Source organism: Pseudomonas chlororaphis subsp. piscium, from assembly GCF_003850345.1.
Lineage (GTDB): Bacteria > Pseudomonadota > Gammaproteobacteria > Pseudomonadales > Pseudomonadaceae > Aquipseudomonas > Aquipseudomonas piscium.
The window spans coordinates 5,919,845-5,935,115 of sequence record NZ_CP027707.1 but is presented as its reverse complement, the minus strand read 5'-3'; the positions used below and the strand labels follow the sequence as shown (position 1 = coordinate 5,935,115).

The 15,271-nt window shown below is 65.4% G+C and carries 19 protein-coding genes; 3 read left to right on the top strand and 16 right to left on the bottom strand.

Going from position 1 to position 15,271, the window contains the following annotated elements; genetic code table 11:
• The first annotated feature begins 141 nt into the window (after positions 1 to 141).
• The gene (locus C4K38_RS26855) at positions 142 to 1,359 is read left to right on the top strand and encodes an MFS transporter (RefSeq protein WP_053280871.1); all 1,218 of its coding nucleotides are present in this window, start codon (positions 142 to 144) and stop codon (positions 1,357 to 1,359) included.
• 76 nt (positions 1,360 to 1,435) lie between these two features.
• On the opposite strand, the gene C4K38_RS26850 is transcribed toward C4K38_RS26855, so the two are convergent.
• From C4K38_RS26850 to C4K38_RS26840, 3 genes are all read right to left on the bottom strand, one after another.
• A complete protein-coding gene (locus C4K38_RS26850) occupies positions 1,436 to 1,714 on the bottom strand; it encodes a Rho-binding antiterminator (protein WP_053280870.1) in 279 nt (92 codons plus the stop codon).
• On the bottom strand, positions 1,711 to 2,007 hold the full coding sequence (locus C4K38_RS26845) for a DUF2024 family protein (protein WP_053280869.1): 297 nt from the start codon (positions 2,005 to 2,007) through the stop codon (positions 1,711 to 1,713). The genes C4K38_RS26850 and C4K38_RS26845 overlap by 4 nt, the downstream gene beginning before the upstream one ends.
• Before the next feature lie 65 nt (positions 2,008 to 2,072).
• Positions 2,073 to 2,303, bottom strand: a complete 231-nt coding sequence (locus tag C4K38_RS26840) for a thioredoxin domain-containing protein (protein WP_053280868.1) — start codon at positions 2,301 to 2,303, stop codon at positions 2,073 to 2,075.
• A 124-nt stretch (positions 2,304 to 2,427) separates the two neighbouring features.
• Between C4K38_RS26840 and C4K38_RS26835 the strand changes: the two genes are divergently transcribed.
• Together C4K38_RS26835 and C4K38_RS26830 are read left to right on the top strand one after the other, a co-directional pair.
• Positions 2,428 to 2,988, top strand: a complete 561-nt coding sequence (locus C4K38_RS26835; protein ID WP_053280867.1) for a MarR family winged helix-turn-helix transcriptional regulator — start codon at positions 2,428 to 2,430, stop codon at positions 2,986 to 2,988.
• A 4-nt stretch (positions 2,989 to 2,992) separates the two neighbouring features.
• A complete protein-coding gene (locus C4K38_RS26830; RefSeq protein WP_053280866.1) occupies positions 2,993 to 3,709 on the top strand; it encodes an MOSC domain-containing protein in 717 nt (238 codons plus the stop codon).
• A gap of 13 nt (positions 3,710 to 3,722) precedes the next feature.
• Here the strand turns inward: C4K38_RS26830 and gspM are convergent, their stop codons facing one another.
• From gspM to gbpA, 13 genes are all read right to left on the bottom strand, one after another.
• Positions 3,723 to 4,193 carry a type II secretion system protein GspM gene (gene gspM, locus C4K38_RS26825; protein ID WP_053280865.1) on the bottom strand — a complete coding sequence of 157 codons (471 nt, stop codon included), beginning with the start codon at positions 4,191 to 4,193 and terminating at the stop codon, positions 3,723 to 3,725.
• A gap of 3 nt (positions 4,194 to 4,196) precedes the next feature.
• Positions 4,197 to 5,279: a type II secretion system protein GspL gene (gene gspL, locus C4K38_RS26820; RefSeq protein ID WP_053280864.1), complete on the bottom strand. Its 1,083-nt coding sequence runs from the start codon at positions 5,277 to 5,279 to the stop codon at positions 4,197 to 4,199.
• Between the two features lie 4 nt (positions 5,280 to 5,283).
• Positions 5,284 to 6,156, bottom strand: a complete 873-nt coding sequence (gene gspK, locus C4K38_RS26815; protein ID WP_053280863.1) for a type II secretion system minor pseudopilin GspK — start codon at positions 6,154 to 6,156, stop codon at positions 5,284 to 5,286.
• Positions 6,149 to 6,751 carry a type II secretion system minor pseudopilin GspJ gene (gspJ, locus tag C4K38_RS26810; RefSeq protein WP_053280862.1) on the bottom strand — a complete coding sequence of 201 codons (603 nt, stop codon included), beginning with the start codon at positions 6,749 to 6,751 and terminating at the stop codon, positions 6,149 to 6,151. Before gspJ ends, gspK begins: the two co-directional genes overlap by 8 nt.
• Positions 6,748 to 7,122 carry a type II secretion system minor pseudopilin GspI gene (gspI, locus tag C4K38_RS26805; RefSeq protein WP_053280861.1) on the bottom strand — a complete coding sequence of 125 codons (375 nt, stop codon included), beginning with the start codon at positions 7,120 to 7,122 and terminating at the stop codon, positions 6,748 to 6,750. Before gspI ends, gspJ begins: the two co-directional genes overlap by 4 nt.
• Entirely contained in the window at positions 7,106 to 7,570 is a 465-nt protein-coding gene (gene gspH / locus C4K38_RS26800) for a type II secretion system minor pseudopilin GspH (protein WP_053280860.1), read from the bottom strand. The genes gspI and gspH overlap by 17 nt, the downstream gene beginning before the upstream one ends.
• Position 7,571: 1 nt before the next feature.
• Positions 7,572 to 8,006 carry a type II secretion system major pseudopilin GspG gene (gspG, locus tag C4K38_RS26795; protein WP_009050803.1) on the bottom strand — a complete coding sequence of 145 codons (435 nt, stop codon included), beginning with the start codon at positions 8,004 to 8,006 and terminating at the stop codon, positions 7,572 to 7,574.
• 12 nt (positions 8,007 to 8,018) lie between these two features.
• Positions 8,019 to 9,233, bottom strand: a complete 1,215-nt coding sequence (gene gspF / locus C4K38_RS26790; RefSeq protein WP_053280859.1) for a type II secretion system inner membrane protein GspF — start codon at positions 9,231 to 9,233, stop codon at positions 8,019 to 8,021.
• A gap of 2 nt (positions 9,234 to 9,235) precedes the next feature.
• Complete coding sequence (gene gspE / locus C4K38_RS26785; RefSeq protein WP_053280858.1) at positions 9,236 to 10,720, bottom strand: type II secretion system ATPase GspE; 1,485 nt, start codon at positions 10,718 to 10,720, stop codon at positions 9,236 to 9,238.
• On the bottom strand, positions 10,717 to 12,618 hold the full coding sequence (gene gspD / locus C4K38_RS26780) for a type II secretion system secretin GspD (RefSeq protein ID WP_053280857.1): 1,902 nt from the start codon (positions 12,616 to 12,618) through the stop codon (positions 10,717 to 10,719). The genes gspE and gspD overlap by 4 nt, the downstream gene beginning before the upstream one ends.
• The gene (locus C4K38_RS26775; protein ID WP_053280856.1) at positions 12,615 to 13,166 is read right to left on the bottom strand and encodes a type II secretion system protein N; all 552 of its coding nucleotides are present in this window, start codon (positions 13,164 to 13,166) and stop codon (positions 12,615 to 12,617) included. The genes gspD and C4K38_RS26775 overlap by 4 nt, the downstream gene beginning before the upstream one ends.
• Positions 13,163 to 13,684 carry a cytochrome b gene (locus C4K38_RS26770; RefSeq protein ID WP_053280855.1) on the bottom strand — a complete coding sequence of 174 codons (522 nt, stop codon included), beginning with the start codon at positions 13,682 to 13,684 and terminating at the stop codon, positions 13,163 to 13,165. The genes C4K38_RS26775 and C4K38_RS26770 overlap by 4 nt, the downstream gene beginning before the upstream one ends.
• A gap of 63 nt (positions 13,685 to 13,747) precedes the next feature.
• Positions 13,748 to 15,238, bottom strand: a complete 1,491-nt coding sequence (gene gbpA, locus C4K38_RS26765; RefSeq protein WP_053280854.1) for an N-acetylglucosamine-binding protein GbpA — start codon at positions 15,236 to 15,238, stop codon at positions 13,748 to 13,750.
• Positions 15,239 to 15,271 lie beyond the last annotated feature (33 nt).

Below are 15,271 nucleotides of genomic sequence, written 5' to 3'. Positions count from 1 at the left end.
AGGCGGCAGGGTTTTGTTGTGCTGCGCATCAAGCGAAATATTCAAGTCGTTAGCAAGCTAAGGGGATAGCCGCGGCGCACCGAAAAATGGCACATTGGCCAACCCTGCAACTGCGCATCCATCTGCTGTACGGAAACTCCCATGGCTCTCAGCAACCTTCAGTCCGCCTCTGTGGCGACTCCCGCGGCCTCTCAAAGCAGCCCCCTGGTGCTGCGCATCATTGGCGCGGTGGCGCTGGCGCATTTGATCAACGACCTGATCCAGGCGGTGCTGCCGGCGATCTACCCGATGCTCAAGGCCAGCTACGGCCTGACCTTCACCCAGGTCGGCCTGATTACCCTGACTTTCCAGCTCACGGCCTCGCTGCTGCAGCCCTGGGTCGGTTATTACACTGACCGCCATCCCAAGCCATACCTGTTACCGGTGGGCATGATCTGCACCCTGATCGGCATTCTGATGATGTCCCAGGTCGGCAGCTTTGCCTTGATCCTACTGGCGGCGGGGCTGATCGGCGTCGGTTCCTCGACTTTCCACCCGGAAGCCTCGCGGGTGGCGCGGCTGGCCTCCGGCGGACGTTTCGGCCTGGCGCAATCGACCTTCCAGGTCGGCGGCAACGCCGGCACGGCCTTCGGCCCGCTGTTGGCGGCGGCGATCATCATTCCTTTCGGCCAGGGCAATGTGGCCTGGATGGGCTTGTTCGCGGTGTTCGCCCTAGGGTTGCTCTACGCCATCAGCCGCTGGTACGCCAGCCACCTCAAGCTGTTCAAGCTCAAGCAGGGCCAGGCGGCGACCCACGGCCTGTCCAAGGGGCGGGTGCTCAGCGCCCTGGTGGTGCTGGGGCTGCTGGTGTTCTCCAAGTATTTCTACATGGCCAGCCTTACCAGCTACTTCACCTTCTACCTGATCGAGAAGTTCGACCTGTCGGTGACCAGTTCGCAGCTGCACCTGTTCCTCTTCCTTGGCGCGGTGGCGGCCGGGACCTTCTTCGGCGGGCCGATCGGCGACAAGATCGGGCGCAAGGCGGTGATCTGGTTCTCGATTCTCGGCGCGGCGCCGTTCACCTTGTTGCTACCCCATGTCGACCTGTTCTGGACCAGCGTGCTCAGCGTGGTGATCGGCTTCATCCTGGCGTCGGCGTTCTCGGCCATCGTGGTCTACGCTCAGGAGCTGGTGCCGGGCAATGTCGGCATGATCGCCGGGGTGTTCTTCGGCCTGATGTTCGGTTTCGGCGGGATCGGCGCGGCGCTGCTGGGCCACCTGGCGGACATCCACGGCATCGAGTACGTGTACTTCCTGTGCTCGTTCCTGCCGCTGTTCGGCCTGCTGGCGATCTTCCTGCCACGGACCAAAAAAGCCTGAGCGCATGCCGTGAGAGAAAGGGCGCCGACAATGATGTCGGCGCTTTTTTTTGCCCTTGGCAAAGGTGCTCGCCGAGTCAGATCGAGCCCTGTTGCCTGGCCAGCTGGATACGCCCGAAGCTGCGGTTGGCGTCCAGCGGGGTAATCGCCAGCAACTGGTCGAGGCGTATTTCGAGCGGACCTTCGGCGCCCTCCAGGCAGAAGAATTCTTCGCCGCTGGTGTTGGTGCGGGTGGTCTTGCCGAGCGCCTCGAACTGGCTGCCATCGATCTGTTCCACCAGCAGCCGGTAGCCATGCAGGCAGGCGATTTCCAGGTAGTCGTGCAGGTCGCAGTCCAGTGGTTTATAGGCATTCATCCGCTCACCTCCAGGCCTGTCGCCTCGAAGCCCGCTGTCGCGAAACCTTGCAGCGGGATAATGAAATAGCCTTGGCGAGCGATGCCTTGCATCACCCGTGGATCGCCGATCTGGCTGTGACAGAAGCGACATTCGTTCTGCGAGATATCGCTTTCCCGCACGCCCAGGCTGTCCAGCCAGGCAAAGGCGTATTGCCGGGCGAGGGCGGCGTCGTGGGTTTCGGTCAGCACGTCGAAGTGCAGGTAGTGACCTGCGCGGGTGCGCACATGGGTGTCGAAGACTTTCACGTTCATGGCGGTTTCATCCGTCGAGAAAAGAGGGCGCCAGCGCCTCGTCAGGAGTGCGCTGGCGAGCGGATCTACTTGAGGTCGGCCAGGGCCGCACCGAAGTTCAGGTGCAGGACCTTGTCCGCGACCACCAGGGCCGGCACCGATTTGACGCCGGCGGCTTCGGCCTCGGCGATTCGCGCGGGCGCCTGGCCGAGGTGGACGATTTCCACTTGGATTTGCGGGTCCAGCAGTTCCAGCAGGGTCTGTTCCGTCTCGACGCAAACCGGGCAACCAGCGTGGTAGTAACGAGCGCGTGTCATGGGTGAGTCTCCAATAAAAGTATCGGATCGATACTGCATTTAGATTTTCATTGCCTTTGCCCTTTGTCAATATAGTTTTTATTCGATACTATTTATCGCAAGTATTGATCCGGAAAATGCCCCTGTGCTGTTCGATTTGCTTGAAAGGCTTACCAGCCTGACCCGCGTCTGGTTTCGCGAGCACCCGCTGCTGGCGGATATCCAGCCGATCCAGTTGAGCGCGCTGCTGTATCTGGCGCGCTGCAACGGCTACTCCAATACACCGCTGGCGGTGGCTGATTACCTGGGCCTGACCAAGGGCACGGTGTCGCAGTCGCTCAAGGCGCTGGAAGCCAAGGGCCTGATCAGCAAAAGCCAGGACGCCCGGGACAAGCGCAGCGTGCACCTGCTGCTGACCGAGCAGGCCAAGACCCTGCTGGCGGCGGTGATGCCGCCGGCGTTCCTCGATACCGCCGCGCAACGCATGGGTGGGCAAGCCAAGGAGCTGGAGCACTTGCTCGGCGAACTGCTGCGCAACGTGCAGCGCACCCAGGACGTGCCGAGCTTCGGCCTGTGCAAGACCTGCCGCTTTCACCAGCAAGTCGCGGGCGGGCCTTTCTGCGGCCTGACCGAAGAGCCGCTGGCGCCTGCCGACATTGAGTTGATCTGCCGGGAACATCAGTTCGCCGATGAAACCATGGAGTAAGGTAATGACCCCTGAGCGTATAACCCTCGATGCCCTGTTGACCGGCCGCGCCGTGGCCTATAGCCGCCCGGAGTCGATGAGCGCGATCGCCAAGACCCCGCGCACCGGCAGCCTGCAGATCGGTCCGCTGGGCCTGCTGGAAGACGAGCAGGGCGACCTGCGGGTGCATGGCGGCACGGAAAAAGCCATTCATCACTACCCCCGCGAGCATTACGCCGCCTGGGCCGCCGAGTTGGGGCCGCACGCGTTGCTGGAGCAACCGGGTGCCTTTGGCGAGAATTTCAGCAGCCACGGCTGGACCGAGCAGAACGTCTGCCTGGGCGATCGTGTCCGGGTCGGCAGCGTGTTGCTGGAGGTGTCCCAGGGACGCATGCCGTGCTGGAAACTCAATGACCGCTTTGCCGTGAAAGACATGTCGCTACGGGTCCAGCAGAGCGGACGCACCGGTTGGTACTACCGGGTGTTGGAGGCGGGCAGTCTGAGCGCCGGGGATGTGTTGCAGCAGGTCGAGCGCCCTTTCGAGCAGTGGCCGCTGTCGCGCTTGAGCGCGGTGCTGTTTTCCCGTGAGGTGGCGCTGGAGGAGATTCGTCTGTGCCTGGAGCTGCCGTTGGTGCCGTCGTGGCGCCGGACCCTGGAGCGGCGGGTCGAGCAGGCGGCGGTCGAGGATTGGGGCCCGCGCCTGCAGGGCACTGTGCGGGTCGATGAGGAGCCCGCTCGCTGAGCGGCGGGCGCGATCAGTTCGACTCCAGGGTCAGGCGCGCCTGGACCAGGGCCTGAGGGTCGACTTCCAACTGCAGCGACACCAGGTTGACGCCCTGGTTTTCCACTTCGTCCAGCCAGGTCAGCAGGTCTTGCAGCGAGCCGCCCAGGTTGAGATTGAGGCGTCCGGCCTGTTCGCTGTCCATGCGTTCGATGCTCAGGTTGGCCGCGGCCGTGCTGGCGGTGATCAGGCCGGCCAGGGTGCGGCTGTTGGCCTGCGGACCGCGAGCGTTGCTGGACGAAGGGAGCTTGAGCAGATCGGTTTGCAACTGCAGGGCCTCCTGGAACTGCTGTTCAGCCTGCTGCAAAGCTTGGCGCTGAGGGCTCCAGAGCAGGGTCCAGAACAGCGTCACTGTCAGAAACAGGCTGAGCAACTTCAGGGCCAGGCGATCGCGGGCCGGTAGCTGCTGCCAGCGGTTCGAGTAAGGATTGAAAAGGGTGGTCATGGCTTAGTCCGTGATTTTCAGGCGGGCGCTGACCCCGTCGGGGGCGAGCACGGCCGAGTCGGCCTGGACGTTCACGCCCTGCTGCGCGAGGGCTTCGCGCAGGCGTTCGAGGGTGAAGAAATCCGGCGCGTTGACTTGCAGGGTCCAGCCTTGCGCCTGTTGGTAGTCCAGCCGGCGGATCCGCGTATCGCCGCCGTCGCTGTTGGTCCATTGGCTGGCCAGGCTGTCGAGCCGGCGCGCCAGGCTTTGCTGGGGCTGGCCGGCTTGCTGGGCACGGGCCTGGACCTGGCGGGCGAGGTCGATCACCCGCGGCTCGTCGGGAAAACGCTGGCGCCAGAGTTCCAGGCTGGCCTCGGTCACCTGGGCGGTCTTGTGTTGCAGCAGCCAGCGATGGCCCAGGTCCTGTGCCACTTGAGCGCCGCAGGCGATGAACAGGATCGCCAGCAGCGCCCGCCATGGCGTACGCGTCGGGCTGCGCAGGGCGAAGGCGCCCTGGCGCAGGTCGATGGCCTGCCCGCTGCCCCGGGCCAATAGCGGCCAAGGTGTTTCCTCACTGCGTTGCAGGTTGTCGGGTAGCAGCGGGGCCAGCTCTTCGAGGGCCTGGTCGTCGAGCGCCAGGCGTTGCTGGCAGGCCCCGCCGATCAGCCAGCGCTCGTGGCAACGCAGGGCCAGCGCCTGGTTGTCCGGCAGGCAGTCGGCATCGACATGAATGCGCTCGGCCGTCAGGCCATGGCGGGCCAGCCGTTCCAATAGTTGTTCCAGCCACTGGCGTTGCAGGACGAACAGGCGGCAGTGCCGACGCGCTTGCAATGGCCCGCGGGCCAGGTGCAACTGCTCGGGGTCGTCCAGCAGCCGTTCTTCCAGCACCGAATGGATGGCTTGCTGCAGCCAGCGGCCACTGCGCGGCGGTACGTCGAAGCGGTGATGGCTGGCGATTTCGGCCGGCAGCAGCAGGGTCAGGCGCAGGCCGGCCAGCACCGCCGCCTGCTGCAGCGTACCGTGCAGCGGCTCGCCGTCGGTTTGCCACCAGGTGACGGGCGCGTCGTCGTCCGCATTCACTGTGGTGAGGTAAAGCCAGGCTTGCATGGGATTACTCCGGAAAACGGGAAGGGGCGGCGAGGGTGCGCTGCAGTACGCTGACCTGGCCGTCCGGCTCGATGCGCAGGCGGCTGATCAGGCGCAATTGGCGGTCGCCCAGTTCGACATCCAGCACCGCCTGGAAATACCGGCTGCTGACATCGAGCCCCTGGCTGTTGATCTCGTGCTGTTTCAGCGCGGGGGCGTCGAGAAACTCCTGCACCGTCTTGTAGCCTTCGGCGGGGCGTGCCTGCACCAGGGCGACGGCCTGGGCCAGGTCGAGCTTGCCCAGGCTGGCCAGTTGTTCGGCCGGGGCGGTGTTGAGGTTCAGGGCCCCAGGCGTGGTTCTGACCCAGGGCCGCAGGCGCTCCATGACCGCTGTGTCGACGGCCTCCAGGCGCATCAGTTCGCTGCTGTCGTTCCAGGCCAGCGGCTTGCCGTCGAAACCACGGACCGGTGGCAAGCGCGTGGGGTCGTGGGGCGGCAGGCCAAGCACCTGCAACAGACGTTGATAACGCAGGCGGCTGATCCGGTCGTTGGGCGTGCGCAGGGTGCCGAGGTTGAAGCGTGCGCTGAGGTCCTGCAGCTGGATGCGGATACGCCCGCCGTCGATGTCGAACACCGGTGTGTTTTGTGCCCAGCGCTGGCCCAGGTGCACGCGCTTGGGCTCCGGTTCATCGCGCCAGTCATCGCGCAGTTGGCCACGGGCCCAGGCTTCGCCACTGAGCGCCAGTTGCCACAGTTGCTGCTGCGACAGCTGGTTGGAACTGCCGATCAGGCTCAGGCGCTGGCGGGCCAGCATGTCGCTGACGATCAGGGTCGCCAGGGAGGTGATCAGCAGCACGCTGATCAGCGCGATGCCCCGTTGTCTACAGGCCTTAACCATGCTCCAGCCCCTTGAAGCCCGGCAGCAGGATCACCCGCCGCAGGCCGGGATAACCGGGGGCGTCGAGCTCCAGTTCGATGGCCTGGGGCAGGCTCAATGGCGCCTGGCCGACGGGCCAGTTGGAGTGGGCCTTACCCTGGTCGTCGATGTAGCGCAGGCGTTCGAGCCGGACACCATCGAGCAGCAATTGCTGCGCGGCAGTGCCGGACAGGTCGGGGCTGTCCATCGGGCTGCGGTATTCGCGCAGCCATTGGCCGTCGTTCCAGCGATAGGTGACCAGCAGCAGGTCATTGCGCGCCTGCTGCAAGGGATTGCTCCAGCCGCCGCGCACCAGCTGGATGCGCCCGGGCTCGCCGATCAGTGCCTGGCGCGCCGAACTGCCGTTGACCGGGTAGGCGATGGCCTGGGTCAGGTCACGCTCGAAGATACCCACCGCACGCTGCAGGCGCCGCAGTTGCAGTTCGTGCTGATGAATCCGCTGGTCGGTATGGATCATGCGTTCGAGCAACTGATAGCAAGCCAGGCCGAGCAGGCTGAACAGGGCCATGGCGATCAGCACTTCGAGCAGGGTGAAGCCCTGCTGCCGGCGTTTCATGGGCGGGCCTCCAGGTAGCCCGCCAGGCGCGCGCGTTGCCGCGGCATGGGCGCGTCGGTGGAGACTTCGAGCACGATCTTCAGCAGGCGCGGGTCGGGTGCCGCGGCGGTTTCGCTGGTCAGCAGCCAGTCGCGCCCGGCGAAGCGGATCGGTTCCTGGCGCTGGCTCTGGGGCTGGCGCATGCCGGCGCGCAGTTCGTTCAGGCGGTTGTCCGCCAGCCATTGCGCCAGGGTCCGCTCGCTGAGGCCACCGTTGTTGCCGATCAGGTGTTCGGTGGCGCTGTAGAGCGACAGCGACAGCACGGCGAAGATGGCCAGGGCGACCATCACTTCCAGCAGGGTGAAGCCCGCCTGTTCATTGCACCGGGGCAAGACGCACCTCCTCGACCCCGTCGCTGGACAGCGACAGCAGCGGCTGCTGGCGGTATTCCAGCAGCAGGCTGAAGGGCGAGATCTGGTCGTTGGCCAGTACCCAGAGTTGTGGTTCCTTGCCCTGCGGTCGTGGATCCTTCAGGTTCAGGCGCAGCTCGCCGGGCAGCCGGTGCTCCTTGAAGCGCTTGTCCGCCTGCCACTGGCCGCCGCGGTCGAGGCTCAGCACTGTGTAATGGTCCGGCTCCAGGCGCAGGCCGTGGTTAATGTTGTTCAACACTGCGTCTTCACGCAGCAGGCCAATGAGGTTCTGCAGGCGCTCGGCCTCGCGCCGGGCCTTCTGCCCGCCCGAGTCGCTCTGGACCAGCCCGACCATGCCGGCCAGCAAGCCGATGATCACCATGACCACCAGCAGCTCCAGCAGGGTGAAACCCGCCATTGGCTTGCGCACTTCAAGGCTCCCAGTTGCCGATGTCGGCATTGGTCCCGTCGCCGCCGTTGCGGCCGTCGGCACCGAAGGAGTACAGGTCGTAGGCCGAGCCTTCGCGACCCGGGGCGAGGAACTGGTAAGGGTTGCCCCAGGGATCCTTGGGCAGGCGCTTGAGGTAGCCGTCGGGGTTCCAGTTGAGGGCCGCCGGCAGGCCGGCCGGTTTTTTCACCAGGGCTTCCAGGCCCTGCTGGGTCGAGGGGTAGTGGTGGTTGTCGAGCTTGTAGATTTCCAGGGCCGTGGCCACCGCCTTGATGTCACTGCGGGCGGCGGTGACCTTGGCCTGGTCCGGACGGCTCATGATCTGCGGGACCACCAGGGCGGCCAGGACACCGAGAATCACCACGACCACCATGATCTCGATCAGGGTGAAGCCGCGTTGGCGGGAAGGGTTGCGCATGTTGTGTGCTCTTCAGGTGATGAGTTGGTTGAGGTTGAGAATGGGCATCAGGATCGCCAGGACGATGACCAGCACGCTGGCGCCCATGAACACCAGCATCGCCGGCTCGAACAGCCCGACCAGCATGGCGATGCCGTTGGACAGCTGGGTCTGCTGCTGGTGGGCGGCGCGTTCGAGCATGCTGTCCAGTTCCCCCGAGCGCTCGCCGCTGGCGATCATGTACAGCATCATCGGCGGGAAATCGCCGCTCTGTTCCAGGGCCCGGGTCAGTCCGCTACCTTCGCGCACGGCACGCGCCACGTCTTTCATACGAGTACGAATCTGCTGGTTGGCGACCACCTCGGCGGAAATCTCCAGGGCATCAACAAGCGGCACGCCGCTGCGCCCGAGAATCGCCAGGGTGCTGACAAAACGGGTGCTGTTGCTGGCCTGGATGACCCGTCCGATCACCGGCAAGCGCAGCTGGACCTGATGCCAGCGCATCGCCAGGGCGGGCTTGCGCAGGGCCACGCGCAGGCCGGTGGCGAGGCTGCCGAGTATCAGCAACAGGACCAGGCCGTAATCTCGGGCGAAGTCGCTGGTGGCGATCAGGCCGCGGGTCAGTACCGGCAGTTGCTGGCCACTGTCGATGAACACCTTGACCACATCCGGCACCACGAAACTGAGCAGAAAACCGACGATGCCGAAGGCCGCCAACAGCAGGATGCTCGGGTACAGCATGGCCAGTTGCAGCTGCTGGCGGGCGGCGTGGCGGGCCTCGGTGTAGTCGGCCAGTTGCATCAGCACCTGGGCCAGGTGGCCAGCGCGTTCGCCGGCGGCCACCGTGGCCCGGTACATCGAGGCGAAGGCGCGCGGGTATTCGCCCATGGCCCGCGCCAGGTCATGGCCTTCCAGCACTCGCGCACGGATCGCCAGCATCATGCTCTGCTGCGCGCGCTTGCTGCATTGTGCGGCGACGGCGGCCAGCACTTCTTCCAGTGGCAGTGAGGCCTGGACCAGGGTCGCCAGCTGGCGGGTCAGCAAGGCCAGTTGCGCCGGGCTGAGGCGCTGGCTGCTGGTCAGCGCGGCGCCGGAACGGTCCTTTTGCCCGCGGGCCGGCTTGACCTGCAGGGCGATCAGATTGCGTTCGCGCAGCAGCTGGCGGACCTGCCGCGCGCTGTCGGCTTCCTGCACGCCGCGGGTCTTGCGCCCGGCGTTGCACATCGCGAGGTATTCGTAGGCGGCCACGGTCAGTGCTCCCGGGTTACGCGTAGCAGTTCTTCGACACTGGTGACGCCTTGCAGCACCTTGTCCCGGCCGTCGGCGAACAGGCTGTGGGCATGCTGGCGCGCGTAGTGGGTCAAGGCGGCCTCGCCAGCCCCTTCATGGATCAGTTGGCGCAGCGGTTCGTCGAACAGCACCAGTTCGTAGATGCCCTGGCGGCCGCGATAGCCGCTGTGCTGGCAGGCCGGGCAGCCGACCGGGTGGTAGAGCACCGGCGCCTGTCGCGGGTCGAGGTTCAACTGCTGGCAGGCCGCGGCATCGGCGGGCGCGGCGCTCTTGCAATCGATGCAGAGCACCCGCACCAGGCGCTGGGCGACCACGCCGAGCAGCGAGGTGCAGAGCAGGAAGGGCTCGATGCCCATGTCCAGCAGGCGGGTGACGGCGCCGATGGCGCTGTTGGTGTGCAGGGTGGACAGCACCAGGTGGCCGGTGAGGGAAGCCTGCACGGCGATGTCGGCGGTTTCCCGGTCGCGGATCTCGCCGACCATGACCACGTCCGGGTCCTGGCGCAGGATGGCGCGCAGGCCACGGGCGAAGGTCATGTCGACCTTGGTGTTGACCTGGGTCTGGCCGATGCCGGCCAGGTGGTATTCCACTGGGTCTTCGATGGTCAGGATGTTGCGGGTCTGGTTGTTCAGGCTGCTGAGCCCGGCGTACAGCGTGGTGGTCTTGCCGGAACCGGTGGGGCCGGTGACCAGCAGGATGCCGTGGGGGCGCAGCAGGGCGTCTTCGAGCTTGCCGCGGATCGCCTCGGCCATGCCCAGCCGGCCCAGGTTCAGGCGCCCGGCCTGTTTGTCGAGCAGGCGCATCACCACCCGCTCGCCGTAGGCCGAAGGCAGGGTGGAGACCCGCACATCCACTTCATGGCCGCCGATGCGCAGGGCGATGCGGCCGTCCTGGGGGATACGCTTTTCAGCGATGTCGAGCTTGGACATGACCTTGATCCGCGACACCAGCAGGCCCGCCAGCTCCCGGCGCGGGCGCAGCACCTCACGCAGCAGGCCGTCGACCCGCAGGCGCACGGACAGGTGCTGCTCGAAGGTTTCCAGGTGGATATCCGACGCCTTGACCTTGACCGCCTCGCCGAGGATCGCGTTGATCAGGCGAATGATCGGTGCGTCGTCTTCCTGCTCCAGCAGGTCGGTGATCTGCGGCAGTTGCTCGGCCAGGCTGGCCAGGTCGTCCTGGCCGGCGATCTGGTCGCCCAGGCCTTCGGCCATCTGCATGGCGTCGTCGCGCCCGTCGCGATACTGCTCGGCCAGCCGCTCGGTGAAACCCTCGGCGTCGAGTATCCGATGGCCCTGCAACGGGCCATGGCAGCGGCGGATCTCGGCGAGGATTTCCACCGGCGTGTCGGCCCGGCAATAAAGCCGCAGGCCGCTCTCCAAGGGCTCCAGCAGGACCCCATGGCGCTTGGCGAAACCAAAGGGCAGGCGCGCGACCGGGCTCATCGGCGTGGCTCGTTGGCGCGCATATCGATGGTCGCCTCCTGCGGCGCGGCATCGAACAGTTGGCGCGAGTCGGCGGGCAAGGCCAGGCCGCTACGGCTGTCACCGTTGGCGCGCAACTTGCGCAGGTCGTTGTACTTGCGCTCGCTGACGTTGACGGCATCGGCGCTGCCCCGCACCAGGGTCGGCCGCAGGAACACCATCAGGTTGGTCTTTTCGGTGACGTCCTTGGTGCTGGTGAACAGCCGGCCGAGCCAGGGAATGCTGCCCAGCACCGGGACCTTGCTGACCTGGGTCTTGACGTTGTCCTTGATCAGGCCGCCGAGCACGATGATCTGGCCGTCGTCGGCGAGGATGGTGCTTTTCACCGAACGCTTGTTGGTGATCACGTCGCTGGTGGTGATGCCGGGCGGGGCGCTGGCCAATTCCGAGCTTTCCTGCTCGACCTTCAGGCGCAGGGTGTTGCCCTCGTTGATGTGCGGCGTCACCTTGAGGGTCACGCCGACGTCCTGGCGTTCCACGGTGGTGAAGGGGTTGCTGGCGCCGGCGGTGTCGGTGGTGTAGGAGCCGGTCTGGAACGGCACGTTCTGGCCGACGAGGATTTCCGCCGCTTCGTTGTCCAGGGTCAGCAGGCTCGGGGTGGACAGCAGGTTGTTCTTGGAGTCGCTGGACAGGGCGGTGACCAGCGCGCCGAAATTGCTCGTGCCGATGCCGATGATGGCGCCGTCCGGCAGGGTGATGTTCTTGTCCTTGCCCTGGCTCAGCAGGGTGCCGATCGACAGGCCGGTGCCGCTGAAATTGGTGCCGCCGGCGACGTTGCCGGCGCGCGCCGCCCATTGCACGCCGAGGGCTTCGTTGATGTCGCCGCTGACCTCGACAATGGCCGCTTCCACCAGCACCTGGGCCCGTGGCTGGTCCAGCTGGGTGATGACTTTATTGAGCATGCTCAGTTGCGCCGGGTCGGCCATCAGCACCAGGGCGTTCTGGCTTTCGTCGGCGCTCACCAGTATCGAGCTACCGCCGCCCTTGCCTTCGCCACCACCGCGGTTGCTGTCTTCCAGGCGCTTGCCGATGCCGTTGAGCAGCTTCGACAGCTGCTTGGCATCGCTGTGGTGCAGGCGCACCACCCGCGCGCTGTCGTTGGCATTGCTCGGCACGTCGATGGCCCTGACCAGATCGGCCATGCGCTGGCGGGCCTGGGCGGAGCCTGCGAGGATCACCCGGTTGCTGCGGGCGTCGCCCACGGCCTTGGCGTCGCTGGGGCCGTTGCCCGTCTGGCTGATGCTCTCGTTCAGGGTCCGAGCCACATCGCTGGCCCAGGCGTGCTTGAGGGCCACGGTACTGAACGAGCGGTTGCCGGCCTGGTCCAGTTCGCTGACCACCTGGCGGATGCGCTCGACGTTGCTGGCGCTGTCGGACACCACCAGGGCATTGGAGCTGGCCGAGGGCGCGACATAGGCATCGTCGCTCACCAGCGGGCGGACCACCCCGGAGATTTCCGCGGCGTTGGCGTTGCGCAGGTCCAGGACCTTGGTCACGAACTCATCGCCCGATTGCTCGCTGGATTTGGTCTTGGCTTCCGCCGCCGGCATGATCAGCACCCGGTCGCCCTGGTCCAGGGCGACGAAACCCTGGCTGCGCAGCACGCTGAGAAACAGCGAGTAAATACCTTCCTTGTCCAGGGCTTTGGACGATTGCACGCTGACCTTGCCTTGCAGCCGGGCATCGACCACCAGGGTCTTGCCGGTGATTTCCCCGACCTCGCTGGCCAGGTCGCGCAGTTCGGCGTCCTTCATGTTCAATGTCCACAGGCGCTGGGTGGTCAGGGCCGCGCTACTGGGCAGGGCATTCAGCAGGAGGCCGAGGCTGAGCACGGCGCCCGCGATCTTGGACAGTTTCATGGTGTGTTCTCTATCGCTCGCAGAAGGGCCGTGGCTTTTCGGTCGGCGACCTCCGGTGGGGTTGTCTGGGGGCTGAGCAGGCGCATCTGGCGCCCGGGCAGCAGCAGGTTCTGTTCACGGCCGTTGCGCAGCACCACCACCTGATCGGCGCTGACGCTCTTGAGCAGCGTGCCGTCGGGCAGGCGTTCGCCCGGGGAGTAGAAGGCCCGGCTGTCGGCGTACTGGATCAGGGCCCTGGATTGCTCGGGCTGGTTGCCCAGCAGGCTGGCGAGCAGGACCAGCGGCAGGCTGGCCTGCGCGCTGTCGAATTCGACCGGCACGGCGCCGAAGACCCTGGCGATGTTGTGATCGTCCAGGGGCGCGGGCAGCAGCTTTTCGGCGCTGGCACTCGGTACCGCAGCCGGCACCGGCTGGCCCGCCAGCACTTGCCGGTAGGTCCAGCTGTCGAGGCTCAACCAGGTCAGCCAGAGGCCGAGGGCGACCAGGCTGACGGGGAGCAGGTAGCGTTGGCCGGAGCCGCGCGGGCGCCATGGGAACATCGTCTTCATGGGCGTTTGGGCAGCATGCGTCTGAGCACGCCATGCCCGCGCAGTTGGTGGAGGATCACCGCGGCGATATGGCCGGCCACCAGCAGGGCCAGGGCCATGCAGCTGTAGTGGTGAATCTCTTCGAAAAAGGTGATGGCCGCCGGGTCCTGCAAGGGTTGCGGCAGCTGCAGGCCGAACAGATCGATCGGGCGCGACATCATCAGCACACCGCTGAACAGCACGGTACCGAGGGTGACCAGCAATGCGCCGTGCCCGGCATGCACCAGGCGGCGTTCGCCCGCGCTCTGATGGGCAGGGGCCGGCGGAGCGGGATGACGCACGAGGTAGAACAGCCGCAGGACGAACAGCGGCACCAGCAGGGTGGTCAGCGAGACGTTGATAAAGGCGATCGCCTGTTGGACCGAGCAGGGTGGCTGCAACAGCGCGCTGGCATAGCCGCTGATCGTGGCCCACAGGACAACGGCGGCGAACAGCCAGTGCAGCAGCCTGCGCGGTCTGGAGTAGTGAGGGTGATTCATGTCGATTCCCAAGGTCCGCAACGCGGTGCCGAGGCACCACGCTGCGGTTGGTCAGGTTATGGATTACTTGCGAATCCAGGCGTCCTTCCAGTTGCTGCCAACGCCAGGCTCGTACTGAGTGGCGCCAGCGTTCCACTGGATGCAGTAGCCGCTGTAAGGGAACGGCTTGCACTCATAGACATTGCCGTCCTTGGCCAAAACCTTGGTGCCGGCCTTGTAGCCGGTCAGGCCTTTGGGGAAGACGAAGTCGTAGTCGCCGCCGCCCACTTCTTCGGCTTTCAGGGTGATGCGCTGGCTTTGTTGCAGCTGCTCGCCTTTTTCCGGCTTGGCCACGACCACCACGTCATAGTCGCCTTCGCTGACGTTACGCAGCGCGATGGAGAAGTGCGGGGTGTTGTTGCCGGCTTCCGCCTGCTGGTGGGCGATGCTTTCGCCTTTGCCGTTGAACACGGTGGAGGCGATGGTGTACTTGCCGCCCTGGGCAATGGCATTGAAGTGCAGGTCGGTGGCGTTGTCCTTCAGGGGGTACTCGGCCTGCAGGCCGGAAAGCTTCAGCTCGCCAGGAATGCTCGGCTGCTCTTTCTGGATTTCCACGCGTACCACGTCGCTGTTGTTCTTGGCATACATGGTGTTCTTGCCGTAGTTGGGCACGACTTCATTATTGGCGTTGAGCTCGCCCATCATGTAGCCGGCATTGGCCTTGTTGACCTGCTGCGCCAACAGGTACGGCCAGGTGTTGGCCTGGGCCTGCTCAGTGGTCTCGATGCTCAGGCGGGTCTGGCGGTTCTGCTGTTCGCCGGCGTTGGTGAACACACGGGTGCTGACCTTGTCGCCGACACGCAGCTGTTCAGGCTGCACCGCGCCGAGGATCTTCCAGTCAGGAATCGGCGCGCCATCGTTGTCGATGTTGACGTCGATGGCCTGATAGAAGGTGGCGGCGGTGTCGGCGATTTTCCAGGTCGCCAGGATCACGTGGTAACCGCTGCGATCGGCAGGAATGTTGACCTTGTGCTTGGTCCTGCCACCGGCTGGCGGACGCGCGCCGTTCGCTTTTTCATCGAGCAGCGGGGTCATCTCGAAGGAGTCGCGGGTCAGCGGCTGGTTCGGGTTCCAGTCTTTCTTGGTGATATAGAACTGGTAGTAGGCGCTGGCGTGACCGGCGGAGTAGTACCAGGTGAATTCATTCATGCCCGGCTTGATTGTGGTTTTCTGCCAGCGGGTCGCCGTCTGCTCGTTGAGCTGGGAGAAGCTGGTGATGCCGCCCGCCGGGATGGTGCCGTTCGCCGGGCCGCATTTGGTGAAGTCGCCCGAGCAGTAATCCTTGGGGTAGTGATGCTGGACCGATGGCGAGTACTCGACACTTTGCGGTTCGTAAGTGACGGGGCCGCAATCGCGGTTGAGGTTGCCGCCGTTCGCGGAGCACATGAAGGCCCGGGACTTCGGACTTTCGATGTAACCGTGGGCGAAGGCTTGTTGGCTGGCCAGCGAAGCCAGGCCGAGGGTGATGGCCAGCGGCAGCTTGCGCATGGCGGTGGCGCGGTTGTTATGAAGCATCGAATCACCTTGATTTAAGTATATGAAGTGGAC